The sequence below is a fragment of the Rhizobium sp. CBN3 genome, assembly GCF_030518245.1.
Taxonomy (GTDB): domain Bacteria; phylum Pseudomonadota; class Alphaproteobacteria; order Rhizobiales; family Rhizobiaceae; genus Rhizobium; species Rhizobium aethiopicum_A.
The window spans coordinates 436534-448886 of record NZ_JAULSE010000002.1 but is presented as its reverse complement, the minus strand read 5'-3'; the positions used below and the strand labels follow the sequence as shown (position 1 = coordinate 448886).

Annotated in this window: 11 protein-coding genes; 9 read left to right on the top strand and 2 right to left on the bottom strand. The window is 61.8% G+C overall.

Annotated elements, in window-relative coordinates:
- Positions 1–17 precede the first annotated feature (17 nt).
- The 4 genes from kdpC (at position 18) to QWJ46_RS04815 (ending at position 4678) form a co-directional block, all read left to right on the top strand.
- Positions 18–587, top strand: coding sequence for a potassium-transporting ATPase subunit KdpC (kdpC, locus tag QWJ46_RS04830; RefSeq protein ID WP_302749318.1), 570 nt, complete (start codon positions 18–20; stop codon positions 585–587).
- 196 nt (positions 588–783) lie between these two features.
- Positions 784–3492, top strand: coding sequence for a sensor histidine kinase KdpD (locus QWJ46_RS04825; protein WP_302749316.1), 2709 nt, complete (start codon positions 784–786; stop codon positions 3490–3492).
- Complete coding sequence (locus QWJ46_RS04820) at positions 3489–4181, top strand: response regulator transcription factor (protein ID WP_184456122.1); 693 nt, start codon at positions 3489–3491, stop codon at positions 4179–4181. The genes QWJ46_RS04825 and QWJ46_RS04820 overlap by 4 nt, the downstream gene beginning before the upstream one ends.
- A 41-nt stretch (positions 4182–4222) precedes the next feature.
- The gene (locus QWJ46_RS04815; protein ID WP_184456120.1) at positions 4223–4678 is read left to right on the top strand and encodes a PTS sugar transporter subunit IIA; all 456 of its coding nucleotides are present in this window, start codon (positions 4223–4225) and stop codon (positions 4676–4678) included.
- Positions 4679–4725: 47 nt separating this feature from the next.
- Here the strand turns inward: QWJ46_RS04815 and QWJ46_RS04810 are convergent, their stop codons facing one another.
- The gene (locus QWJ46_RS04810) at positions 4726–5742 is read right to left on the bottom strand and encodes a porin (protein WP_302749315.1); all 1017 of its coding nucleotides are present in this window, start codon (positions 5740–5742) and stop codon (positions 4726–4728) included.
- Positions 5743–6103: 361 nt separating this feature from the next.
- On the opposite strand from QWJ46_RS04810, the gene QWJ46_RS04805 reads away from it, so the two are divergent.
- The 5 genes from QWJ46_RS04805 (at position 6104) to QWJ46_RS04785 (ending at position 10960) form a co-directional block, all read left to right on the top strand.
- Positions 6104–7129 carry a sulfate ABC transporter substrate-binding protein gene (locus QWJ46_RS04805; protein ID WP_302749314.1) on the top strand — a complete coding sequence of 342 codons (1026 nt, stop codon included), beginning with the start codon at positions 6104–6106 and terminating at the stop codon, positions 7127–7129.
- Between the two features lie 8 nt (positions 7130–7137).
- Positions 7138–7995 carry a sulfate ABC transporter permease subunit CysT gene (gene cysT / locus QWJ46_RS04800; RefSeq protein WP_210632283.1) on the top strand — a complete coding sequence of 286 codons (858 nt, stop codon included), beginning with the start codon at positions 7138–7140 and terminating at the stop codon, positions 7993–7995.
- Positions 7985–8857 carry a sulfate ABC transporter permease subunit CysW gene (gene cysW, locus QWJ46_RS04795; RefSeq protein ID WP_302749312.1) on the top strand — a complete coding sequence of 291 codons (873 nt, stop codon included), beginning with the start codon at positions 7985–7987 and terminating at the stop codon, positions 8855–8857. The genes cysT and cysW overlap by 11 nt, the downstream gene beginning before the upstream one ends.
- Before the next feature lie 10 nt (positions 8858–8867).
- Positions 8868–9908 (top strand): sulfate/molybdate ABC transporter ATP-binding protein, encoded by a 1041-nt coding sequence (locus QWJ46_RS04790; RefSeq protein ID WP_302749311.1) that lies wholly within the window; start codon positions 8868–8870, stop codon positions 9906–9908.
- A 233-nt stretch (positions 9909–10141) separates the two neighbouring features.
- Positions 10142–10960 (top strand): cell wall hydrolase, encoded by an 819-nt coding sequence (locus QWJ46_RS04785; protein ID WP_184456107.1) that lies wholly within the window; start codon positions 10142–10144, stop codon positions 10958–10960.
- A 30-nt stretch (positions 10961–10990) separates the two neighbouring features.
- On the opposite strand, the gene pepT is transcribed toward QWJ46_RS04785, so the two are convergent.
- Entirely contained in the window at positions 10991–12223 is a 1233-nt protein-coding gene (gene pepT, locus QWJ46_RS04780; protein ID WP_302749309.1) for a peptidase T, read from the bottom strand.
- Positions 12224–12353 lie beyond the last annotated feature (130 nt).

Below are 12353 nucleotides of genomic sequence, written 5' to 3'. Positions count from 1 at the left end.
TCCAGGAGCTAAGAACAATGTTGAAAGAATTTCGCCCGGCCGTCGTTATGATCGTTGCCACCACGGCTATTACGGGCCTGCTTTATCCGCTCGCCATGACGGGGGCGGCCCAGGCGCTCTTCCCGACCCAGGCGAATGGAAGCCTGATCGAGAAGGACGGTCAGGTGATCGGCTCGAGGCTGATCGGCCAAGCCTTCACCAGCGACAAGTATTTCCACGGCCGTCCCTCGGCCGCCGGCGATGGCTACAATGCAGCCGCCTCCGGCGGCTCGAACCTCGGCCCGACCAGCCAGAAACTGATCGATCGCGTGAAGGGCGACTACGAAACCGCCAAGGCGGCAAATCCAAACGCCGAGGTGCCGGCCGACCTCGTCACCGCATCGGGCAGCGGCCTCGATCCCGATATTTCGCCCGAGGCCGCCTACTTCCAGGTGGCCCGCGTCGCCAAGGCGCGTGGCATGGATGAAGCGAGGGTCAAGGCGCTGGTCGACGGCGCCATTCATGACCGCGAACTCGGCATTTTCGGCGAACCCACCGTCAATGTTCTGGCGTTGAACCAGAGCCTTGATGCTTCTATGACTGAGTGAAGGTTGCGGGCTACAACCTCTCCCTCATTCCTGTGCTCGTCACAGGAATCCAGCCACGCGAAGTCCTTCGCGTGAAAAGAGTCTTCCGCGCCGCAGACGCGGCGCTGCTGGATCCCTGTGACATTCCTCGGGCAAAGCCCGAGGAAGGGGATGAGGGAAGGTGGAGCAAGCCTCCCCGATAGGAAAGACCACACGCATGCCAGACGACAACCGCGACCAGGCCGGCAGGCCCTCGCCCGATGCGCTGCTCGAAAAAGCCCGGGCGGAGATGCGCGGCCGTCTGAAGATCTTTCTGGGCGCCGCCCCAGGTGTCGGCAAGACCTACGAAATGCTGGTCTCCGGCCGCGCCAAGATCGCCGACGGCCTCGACGTCGTCATCGGCGTCGTCGAGACTCACGGCCGCAAGGAGACGGAGGCTCTGCTCGCCGGTTTCGAGATCATTCCCCGCGTCAAAATCGACTATAAGGGCCGTCCGCTCGAGGAAATGGACCTCGACGGCATCCTCGCCCGGCGGCCCGATCTCGTGCTGGTCGATGAACTCGCCCATACCAATGCCGAGGGCAGCCGTCACCCGAAGCGCTACCTCGACGTCAAGGAATTGCTCGATCGCGGCGTCGACGTCTACACGACGCTCAACATCCAGCACGTCGAAAGCCTGAACGACGTCGTCTCGCAGATCACCCGCATCCGCGTGCGCGAGACGGTGCCGGATTCGATCATCGACCTTGCCGACGACGTCGAGATCATCGACCTGACGCCGGACGATCTGATCAAGCGCCTGCATGACGGCAAGGTCTATGTGCCCCGCACAGCCGAGCGGGCGCTGACCAACTATTTCACCCCGGGCAACCTGACGGCGCTGAGAGAACTTGCGCTGCGCAAAACCGCCCAGCGCGTCGATGATCAGTTGCTCACCCATATGCAGGCTCACGCGATCTCCGGCCCCTGGGCGGCGGGCGAACGTGTTCTCGTCTCGATCGACCATCATCCGCGCTCCGCCTCGCTGGTGCGATATGCAGCCCGTATGGCCTCGCGCCTGCGCGCACCCTGGGCCGCCGTCTATGTCGAGACCAACCGTTCGGTCAATCTGACCGAAGCCGAGCGCGACACCGTTGCCGCAACGCTGCGTCTTGCCGAACAGCTCGGCGGCGAGGCGATCACCATTCCCGGCCGCGAGGTCGCCGAAGAGCTCGTCCGTCACGCCACCGCCAACAATGTCACCCACATCGTCATCGGCGCCCCCAAGGCGGCGACATGGCGCGACTGGTGGAGCCGTTCGATCACCGACGAACTGATCCGCAAGACCGGCGAAATCAGCGTCCATGTCATTTCAGGCAATGAGAAGGACGGCACCACCGCACGCGGCGTCCGCGCGGCGGCCACAGCCCCCCAATTCGATTTCAGAGCCTATCTTCTGGCGACCGTCTATGTCGCCATCGCGCTCGCGGTCAGCATCGTGCTCGATCAGGTGCTCGACGTGCGCAACCTTGCCCTCGTGTTCCTGATGGCGGTGCTGACCTCCGCCGTCCTGCATGGGTTACGGCCGGCGCTCTACAGCTGTATTCTCGGCGCGCTGTCTTTCAACTTCTTCTTCCTGCCGCCGCGCTACACGCTGACGATCAGCGATCCGGAAAGCGTACTTGCCCTGTTCTTCTTCCTGGGCGTCGCCATCATCGCCAGCAATCTGACCGCGACAGTGCAGCGCCAGGCGGCCGCCGCCCGCCAGCGGGCCCGCACGACGGAAGATCTCTATCTTTTCTCAAAGAAACTCGCCGGCACCGGTACGCTTGACGACGTGCTCTGGGCGACCGCCTTCCAGCTCGCCTCGATGCTGAAGGTCCGTGTCGTGCTGCTCTTGCCGGAAGAGGGCACCATCGCCGTCAAGGCCGGTTATCCGCCCGACGACACGCTCGACGATGCCGATATTGCCGCCGCCCGCTGGGCCTGGGAGCACAATCACGCTGCCGGTCGCGGCGCCGATACCCTGCCCGGCGCCAAGCGCCTCTACGTGCCGCTGAGAACCGGGCGCACCGCCGTCGGTGTCATCGGCCTCGACAGCGACCGCCGCGACGGGCCGTTGCTGACGCCGGAACAGCAGCGTCTGCTCGACGCGCTGGCCGATCAGGCGGCCCTTGCGATCGAACGTGTCCAGCTCGTCGCCGATGTCGACCGGGCAAGGCTCGCGGCCGAGGCCGATCGGTTGCGTTCGGCCCTGCTCACCTCGATTTCGCATGATCTGAAAACGCCGCTTGCGGCTATCCTCGGCGCCGCCGGCACGCTGCGCGACTATTTCGCCTCCATGCCGGAGGAGGACCGCAGCGACCTGCTCTCGACCGTCGTCGACGAATCCGAGCGCCTCAACCGCTTCATCGCCAACCTACTCGACATGACCAAGATCGAATCCGGTGCGATGGAGCCGAATTTTGCGCTGCATTATGCCGGTGATATCGTCGGCAGCGCGCTGCGCCGCGCCGCGAAGATCCTCGAGCGCCACAAGACCGAGACGAGCATTTCCGCCGACCTGCCGATGGTGCGCGTCGATCCTGTCCTGTTCGAGCAGGTGATCTTCAACCTGCTCGACAACGCCGCGAAATATGCGCCCGAGGGATCGGTGGTCCATATCGAGAGCTGGGCCGATGCCGACAATGTCGTTCTGCAGGTCTCAGACGAAGGCCCGGGCATTCCACCCGCCGATCTCACCCGCGTCTTCGACACCTTCTATCGCGTGCGCAAGGGCGATCAGGTGCGCGCCGGCACCGGCCTCGGCCTTTCCATCTGCCGCGGTTTCACCGAGGCGATGGGCGGCACGATCACCGCCGCCAACCGAAAGGGCCGCCCGGGCGCCGTCTTCACCATCCGCCTGCCGAAACCCAACGATATACCGAAACTGGATGAACTCAGATGACCGGTTCAGCCGTCAAGATCCTCGTCGTCGACGATGAGCCTCCAATCCGCAAGCTCCTTCGCGTCGGCCTGACCGCGCAGGGCTACGAGGTGCAGGAGGCGCCGAATGCGGCAATCGCCCGCCAATCGGTCGCCGACGGCAGGCCTGATCTCATCGTGCTCGATCTCGGCCTGCCCGACACGCCGGGCCATGACTTGCTTCAGGAGTGGCGCGACGAAGGCCTTTCCATACCCGTCGTCATCCTCTCCAGCCGCACCGACGAGGCCGGCATCGTCAAGGCGCTGGAAAGCGGCGCCGACGATTATGTCACCAAGCCCTTCGGCATCAACGAACTTGGCGCCCGCATCCGCGTGGCGCTACGCCATCGTCTACAGCAGCAGGGCGAGAAGGCGATCTTCCAGACCGGCGGGCTGTCGGTCGACCTCGTCAAGCGCATCGTCAAGGTCGACGGCGAGGAAATAAAATTGTCGCCGAAGGAATATGACATCCTGCGCGTGCTCGCCCAGCATGCCGGCAAGGTGCTGACACACCAGTTTCTATTAAAGCAGGTATGGGGGCCGGCGGCCGATGTGCAATATCTGCGCGTCTACATCAGGCAACTCAGACAGAAGATCGAGCAGAGCCCCGATCAGCCGCACTATATCACCACCGAGACCGGAGTCGGCTATCGTCTCAGGGAGCCGGACTGACCTGCTCTCTCACCCGCCGCCTGAACAGTATCGAGAATGACATGTATCTTCCCAACATCATCCGGCCGCAACACACCTTCATCGGCGTGTCGGCACCGACAAAATGGCGCGCGCTGCATATCATAGCGGACAAGGCAGCCAAGGCCTTTTCCGTCGACAGCCAGACCATCCTGAAGGCGCTCGAAGCGCGTGAGAAGCTCGGTTCCACCGGGATCGGCAATGGCATTGCCATTCCGCATGCCGCCATCGACGGCATGACCAGCCCGCGCGGCCTTCTCATTCGTTTCGCGCAGCCGCTGGATTTCGAAGCGATCGATGATATCCCGACCGACATCGCCTTCGTGCTGCTTTTTGGAGAGAACAATCGCGGCGAATATCTGAATGTGCTGTCGGCCATCGCCCGGCGGCTGCAATCCGATGGTGTGCTTGCCGCCATGCGCAAGGCAAGGACAGCGGACGAATTCTATTCCGATTTCATCGCTGATTCCCGGGCATAAAAAAGCGCGGCCCGAAGGCCGCGCCCGCTCGTCTGTATAAGACGATCTTAGAAGTCGCGCTGGAAGCGCAGGAAGCCGAAGACTTCGTCGTCGCCTTCGTCCTCATCGTGGTATTGCACGCTGAGCTTCGTCCTGAGGTCGTCGACGATGCGGTAGTCGATCGTCACGCCGGTCGTGTAGGCGCTGCCGCCGGTGAAGCCGTTGCCGTCAGCCTCGAGGGCGATGTTTTCGAAGTACTGGAAGCCCGGGGTCACCGTCCACTTGTCGTTGATCTTCAAGGCGTACTCGGCAGCGATCGTCCATTCGGACTCTTCGTAGTAGTAGTTGGCGCCGCTTGCCCAGATGCCGGCGATGCCGAGCGTGCCCGGACCGATATCGGCATAGACGATGCCGCGAACCGCGACTTCGCTGGTGTCGGTGTCATAACCGGCAAGCAGGTAAGCGCTGATGGCGCCGGCCTTGTAGGAAACCTGGCCTGCGACACCGAAGTTGTTCGGGCCTTCGCCCGGCTTGGTGGCGTAGTCTTCTTCCAGCTCGTCGACCGAGAGGCCGGCGGCGAAAGCGCCATTCTCGTACTGATAACGGATCGAGTTGTGGGTCGTCTCGTTGCTGGCGAGCGTATCGGTCTCGCCGCTCATGTCGTCGTCCCACCAGCTATAGAGCTTGCCGACGCGGAAACCGGCGATATCGATGTAGCCCTCGTCCAGCAGCGCTTCCTGATCGGAGGCGTTGTCGGCATTGTAACGCAGCGTCAGGACGCCGGTGAGCGTGCCGTACTCGGTGTCGTTCTTGGCCTGGAAGGTGACCTGACCGCGCGTCCAGAAGTTTACGTCGGAATCGCCGGCAATGTTGTCACCGAAGCGCACTTCGGTACGGATGTAACCGCCGATCGAAAGGCATGTTTCCGTTCCCGGAATATAAAAATAGCCGGTACCGTAAGCGTCGCAAACGCGAACATATTCCACGGGCTCGGGTTCCGCCGCCACGATAGCGTCGGCTGCGCGTGCTCCGGAGGCCGCGGCAAGGGCGGCAACGGAGGCAAAAAGGATAGTTCTGATATTCATTTTGAATGGCCCTAACAGGTTTGGATTGTGAGGCGCATTTCAAGGGATGCCCCCACGTAGCGGCCGGCAAATACGACCGCACCGCCGCCATATAGGAATCCACAAGTGCCATCGCGACAAAACCTTCGCAAAAATCGGCATCACCATGGCGCTTTCGTGGAAGAACTGTGGCCAAAAAAACACGGTCTACGGCATGGTCGGCGGCGACACTAATTGGCCGCGGCCAACTTCGGCACGTCCATTTCCAAATTAGCCCCGAAATGGAATGACATTCTAACGGCAAGGCCGGAACCGGAAGAACCTTTGTTTCATTATACGACTGACTTGATAGAGTTAAGACATAACAGGAGAGGGTTCCTCAATGCAGACACAACGGTTCACCCGGCTCATCGCAGCCGCGGTCATGGCAGGCAGCTTTGCGATCGGGGGCATCGCTCCGGCATTCGCCGATCAAACGCTTCTCAACGTTTCCTATGATCCGACTCGCGAATTGTATAAGGATTTCAACGCCGCCTTTGCCGCCAAGTGGCAGAAGGATACGGGTGAAAGCGTGACGATCCAGGCCTCGCATGGCGGCTCCGGCGCTCAGGCCCGCTCGGTCATCGACGGTCTCGAGGCCGATGTTGTCACGCTGGCCCTTGAAGGCGATATCGACGCCATCGCCAAGAAGACCGGCAAGATCCCGGCCGACTGGAAGAGCAAGTTCCCGAACAATTCGACGCCTTACACATCGACGATCGTCTTCCTGGTCCGCAAGGGCAACCCGAAGGGCATCAAGGATTGGGGCGATCTGATCAAGGATGACGTGCAGGTCATCACGCCGAACCCGAAAACTTCGGGGGGCGCACGTTGGAACTTCCTCGCCGCCTGGGCATGGGCCAAGCAGGCAAATGGCGGTGACGACGCCAAAGCGCAGGAATACGTGACGAAACTGCTGCAGCACGTTCCTGTTCTCGACACCGGCGCCCGCGGCGCCACCACCACCTTCGTCCAGCGCGGCCTCGGCGACGTGCTGCTCGCCTGGGAAAATGAAGCCTATCTTTCGCTCGAAGAACTCGGTCCTGACCAGTTCGAAATCGTGACGCCGAGCTTCTCCATCCGCGCCGACCCGCCGGTCGCCGTGGTCGACGGCAATGTCGACAAGAAGGGCACGCGCAAGGTCGCCGAAGCCTATCTCAACTACCTCTATTCGGATGAAGGCCAGAAGATCGCCGCCAAGCACTTCTACCGTCCGACGAAGCCGGAAGCTGCCGATCCGGCCGACATCGCGCGCTTCCCGAAGCTGACACTCGCGACCATCGATGACTTCGGCGGCTGGAAGACGGCACAGCCGAAATTCTTCGGCGACGGCGGGGTATTTGACCAAATCTACAAGCCGGCCCAATAATAGACTTCATGACAGCACATAGCCCCACGCGGTGGCGGTTCAAACGGCCGAGCGTTATTCCGGGTTTCGGAATGGCGCTCGGCCTTACCTTGACCTGGCTCACCCTTCTAATCCTCATCCCGCTCTCCGGCCTTGCCGTCCGGTCGAGCGCGCTCGGCTGGGAGAAATTCTGGTCGATCGCGCTCGATCCGCGCATACTGAACGCGCTGCGCATCAGCTTCGGCAGCGCTTTCATCGCCGCAATCGTCAACGCCGTCTTCGGCATCATCCTTGCCTGGGTCCTGGTGCGCTACCGATTCCCCGGCAAGCGCGTCATCGACGCCATGGTCGATCTGCCCTTTGCACTGCCGACTGCCGTTGCCGGTATCGCATTGGCGGCGCTCTACGCGCCGAACGGCTGGGTCGGCCAGTTCCTGGCACCGCTCGGCATCAAGATTGCCTTCACTCCGGCCGGCATCGTCGTGGCGCTGATCTTCGTCGGCCTGCCCTTCGTGGTGCGCACCGTGCAGCCTGTCATGGAGGAAATCGACAAGGAGGTCGAGGAGGCTGCGGCAACGCTTGGCGCCAACCGCCTGCAGACGATTTTCCGCGTGCTGCTGCCCGGGCTGGCGCCGGCCGTGCTGACCGGCTTTGCGCTCGCCTTTGCCCGCGGCGTCGGCGAATACGGCTCGGTCATCTTCATCGCCGGCAACCTGCCGTTCAAATCGGAAATCGCACCGCTGCTGATCATCATTAAACTCGAAGAATATAATTACGCGGCGGCGACCGGCATCGCAGCTATCATGCTGGTGATCTCGTTCGCCTTGTTACTCGTCATCAACCTCATCCAGAGCTGGAGCAGGCGGAGGTACGGTTATGGCGCTTGATGCAACCGTTCAACCCGCGAAACTGCGTTCGGTGACCACCGAACACAGAATGGCGCGCTATACGCTGATCGTCGTTTCGCTGCTCTTCCTGCTGCTGATGCTGTTGCTGCCGCTCGCAGCTGTCTTCGTCGAGGCTTTCCGCAAAGGTGCCGGCCCGTTTCTTGAAGCCCTCGGCGATGCCGAAACCTTCTCGGCGATCCGCCTGACGCTGATCGTCGCCGGCATCAGCGTACCGCTGAACCTCGCCTTCGGGGTCGCCGCCGCCTGGGCGATCGCCAAGTTCGAATTCAAGGGCAAAGCGGTTCTGACCACGCTGATCGACCTGCCCTTTTCGGTCTCGCCCGTCATTTCGGGCCTGGTCTTCGTGCTTCTGTTCGGCGCCAACACCTGGCTTGGCCACTGGCTCAGCGCCAACGACATCAAGATCCTCTTCGCCGTGCCGGGGCTGGTGCTGGCCACCATGTTTGTCACCTTCCCCTTTGTCGCCCGCGAACTGATCCCGCTGATGCAGGAGCAAGGCACCGCCGACGAGGAGGCCGCCCTTTCGCTCGGCGCCAGCGGCTGGCAGACCTTCTGGTATGTGACGCTGCCGAACATCAAATGGGGCCTGCTTTATGGCGTGCTGCTCTGCAACGCCCGCGCCATGGGCGAATTCGGCGCCGTGTCGGTCGTCTCCGGCCACATTCGCGGCCAGACGAATACCATGCCGCTGCAGGTGGAAATTCTCTACAACGAATATAATTTCACCGGCGCTTTCGCCGTCGCCACGCTTTTGGCGCTGCTGGCGCTCGTGACCCTTGTTTTGAAGACGCTGCTGGAAATGCGCTACAGCGCCGAAATATCCGCCAGCCGGCGGCACTGAAGGATTTGAAATGGAAGTACGCGTTCAAAACATTCGCAAGGAATTCGAGCGTTTTCCGGCGCTGCACGACGTCTCGCTCGATATTCGCTCCGGCGAGCTGATCGCACTGCTCGGCCCTTCGGGTTCCGGCAAGACGACATTGCTGCGGCTGATCGCCGGCTTGGAAAGCCCGACCGAGGGACAGATCTTCTTCGGCGACGAGGATGCCTCGAAGAAATCGGTACAGCAGCGCAATATCGGCTTCGTCTTCCAGCATTACGCGCTCTTCCGCTACATGACGGTGCTCGACAATGTCTCCTTCGGCCTGAAGGTTAGAAAGGGTGCCCGGCGTCCCGCGAAAGCGGACATTCGCCGGCGGGCGCTGGAGCTGCTCGACCTCGTTCAGCTTTCCGGTCTTGAAAAACGCTATCCCGCCCAGCTTTCCGGCGGACAGCGCCAGCGCGTGGCGCTCGCCCGCGCCATGGCGGTCGAGCCGAACGTGCTGCTGCTCGACGAACCTTTCGGAGCGCTCGACGCCCAGGTGCGCAAGGATCTGCGCAAATGGCTGCGCGAGATCCACGACCGTACCGGCCACACCACCGTCTTCGTCACCCACGACCAGGACGAGGCGCTGGAGCTTGCCGACCGCGTCGTCGTCATGAGTCAGGGCGCGATCGAGCAGGTTGGAACGCCCGACGAAGTCTACGATTATCCGAATTCTCCCTTCGTCTTCGGCTTCATCGGCCAATCGAACTGCCTGCAGGTCGAGATTTCGGGCGGCGATATCCGCTTCGAAGGCCGCTCGCTCGGCCTCAATGCCGAAGGCGAGCCGGATGGACCGGCGCAGCTCTACTTCCGCCCGCATGATGTCAGGCTCTGCGAATCAGCCGAAAACTGCATTGCCGGCCAGCCCGTCTCCAGCCGCCGCGTCGCCGGTACGCGCCATATCGAGCTCGATATCGGCAATGACCGGCCAAACATTGAAATCGAGCTGCCGCCGAGCGAGGCCGACCGGCTCGACCGTCACCGCGTCGCGTTCAAGCCGACTCGCTGGAAGCTGTTTCGCAGCTGATCTCGATTGCGCGCGTCTTTCCTGGCGCGCGCACGGCGCCTTGCCGTAATAATTCGTTAACCCTCCGGATTTATGCACCAGTCGGTCGCAGGAATCAGCCGGAATCGCCCGTCGCGGGAGTCCATCCGGCCTTTTGTGATCTGAGGTTGTTTGTATTTCAGTCATATGGCGAGTAAAAGATCTTGCGCGTTAATCATAAAGGGCTGGACTAATCCTATAGGAGGCACCTGGCGTTGAGGGCGGAGATTTCCTTTGGAAAATCCCTGATCGGGATTTTATTCGTAGGACTGGCGGCTGCAGGCTGCACCACAACACCGAAGCCGGCGACGACGCCGGCAAAGACCAAACAGGCTCAAGCGGCGAAAGTCACGTTCAATTATACCGCCAAGGATCGCGACTGCCTGAAGCGCGCGATGTATTTCGAATCGCAGCATTCCGATGAAGATGGCTATCTGGCCGTCGGTACCGTCGTCATGAACAGGCTGACGTCTGGCGCCTATCCTCCGTCGATCTGCGGTGTCGTTGCCCAGGAGAGGCAGTTTGCGCCCGGGGTCATGACGCGCGAAGTCAAGCCGCAGGCGGAACCGGAACTTGCCACCGCGGCCGATGCGATCCTGCTGAAGGGTGCGCGCCATCCCCAGGTGAAGGATGCAATGTTCTTCCATACCGACGGGCTGAAATTCCCCTACGACAACATGCATTATGTGACGGTCGCCGGCGGCAACGCCTTCTACGAGAAGCGCGATTCGAACGGCATGCTGGAAACGCCGCCGCCGCTGCCGTCCTATGAGGTGGCGATGAATTATGTGCCCGGCGAAAGCATGCTGCCACCGCAATTCGAGGCACTGATACCCTCGGCCGTTCCCGTTCCTCTGCCGGCGCCCGATCCGATGGCGACGGCGAGCACGGCGCCGATGCAGATAACGGCTCCGGTGACCCAACCGGAAACCGCGCCTGCGCCCGAGCCGGCGATGCGGATCGCGATCCCGACGCCCCGGCCCGCCTATGACAGCGTGATGCTGCGCGGCGCGATCCCGGTAAATGGCGGCTAAAACTGGATTCGTTAATGTGGGAAGAGCGCCTTAGGCGCGCTCTTCCCAGATCTTTGCAAGCTCCACGATCGTTGCCACCGCTTTTTCCATATCCTGGCGGCTCACCCATTCGAGCGGCGAGTGGAAGGCATGGCCGCCGGCAAAAATGTTCGGGCACGGCAGCCCCATGAAGGAGAGCCGCGAGCCGTCCGTGCCGCCGCGAATGCTGCCGCGCACCGGCGTCATGCCGGCACGATGCACCGCTTCAAGCGCGTTCTCGACAATCTCCGGATGGCGGTCGAGCACCGTTTTCATGTTGCGATATTGTTCCGTCACCTGGAAGTGGTAGGTCGAGCCGGGATAGGCCGACATCACCTGCTTGACGATGGTTTCGAGCATCGCCTCCTTTTGCACGAGCCCCTCGTCGGTAAAGTCGCGGATGATGAAGCTCAGCGACGCCTTTTCCATCGAGCCGGTGACGCCGACCGGATGGATGAAGCCCTGCTTGCCTTCCGTCGTCTCCGGCGCCACGTCCTTCGGCAACCGGTCGATGATGGCGCCGGCGATCTTGATGGCGTTCTCCATGCGGTCCTTGGCAAAGCCCGGATGGATCGCCACGCCTGTTATGCTGATCTCGACGCCGTCGGCCGAAAAGGTTTCGTCCTCGATGTGACCCGCCGTCTCGCCGTCCATCGTATAGGCGAAGTCCGCTCCGAGTTTATCCAGGTCGACCTTGTTGACGCCACGTCCGACTTCCTCGTCGGGCGTGAACAGGATCTTGATTGTTCCGTGCCGGATATCGGGGTTGGAGACCAGAATCTGGGCCGCAGTCATAATTTCCGCCAGTCCCGCCTTGTCGTCGGCGCCGAGCAATGTCGTGCCATCGGTCGTGACGATGTCGTTGCCGATCTGGTTGTTCAACTCCGGATGCTCGGCGACACGGATCAGCCGGCTCGAATCGCCAACAAGCTGGATATCTCCGCCGGCATAATTCCTGACGATCTGCGGCTTGACATCCGTGCCGCTGAAATCGGGCGCCGTGTCCATGTGCGAGCAGAAACAGATGACCGGCACCGCCTTGTCGCTATTGGCCGGAATGGAGGCATAGACATAGCCGTGTTCATCGAGATGGGCGTCGGAAAGCCCGATCTCGAGCAGCTCGTCGACCAGAACCCGCCCGAGATCCTTCTGCTTCTCGGTGGTCGGCTGGCTCGAAGAGGACGGGTCGGATTGGGTGTCGATAACGACATAACGGAGGAAGCGGTCGAGAACGGTGTCGGTCATATCAATCCAGTCCAGTGAGATCATCCAAGGATATAACCCCCCTCGGTGATGCGGCAAAAGATTTTTGCTGTCGGAGAATGGTTCTGTTGCGGCAGCAGTTTGCACGGGCGGTCTGGCTCGCCGGACGCGT

Excerpts from the sequence above, each read along its gene's own strand:
- cysT (WP_210632283.1), top strand. The coding sequence starts at position 7,138 with ATGACAGCACATAGCCCCACGCGGTGGCGGTTCAAACGGCCGAGCGTT.
- kdpC (WP_302749318.1), top strand. The coding sequence starts at position 18 with ATGTTGAAAGAATTTCGCCCGGCCGTCGTTATGATCGTTGCCACCACG.
- QWJ46_RS04820 (WP_184456122.1), top strand. The coding sequence starts at position 3,489 with ATGACCGGTTCAGCCGTCAAGATCCTCGTCGTCGACGATGAGCCTCCA.
- cysW (WP_302749312.1), top strand. The coding sequence starts at position 7,985 with ATGGCGCTTGATGCAACCGTTCAACCCGCGAAACTGCGTTCGGTGACC.
- QWJ46_RS04805 (WP_302749314.1), top strand. The coding sequence starts at position 6,104 with ATGCAGACACAACGGTTCACCCGGCTCATCGCAGCCGCGGTCATGGCA.
- QWJ46_RS04825 (WP_302749316.1), top strand. The coding sequence starts at position 784 with ATGCCAGACGACAACCGCGACCAGGCCGGCAGGCCCTCGCCCGATGCG.
- QWJ46_RS04815 (WP_184456120.1), top strand. The coding sequence starts at position 4,223 with ATGTATCTTCCCAACATCATCCGGCCGCAACACACCTTCATCGGCGTG.
- pepT (WP_302749309.1), bottom strand. The coding sequence starts at position 12,223 with ATGACCGACACCGTTCTCGACCGCTTCCTCCGTTATGTCGTTATCGAC.
- QWJ46_RS04790 (WP_302749311.1), top strand. The coding sequence starts at position 8,868 with ATGGAAGTACGCGTTCAAAACATTCGCAAGGAATTCGAGCGTTTTCCG.
- QWJ46_RS04810 (WP_302749315.1), bottom strand. The coding sequence starts at position 5,742 with ATGAATATCAGAACTATCCTTTTTGCCTCCGTTGCCGCCCTTGCCGCG.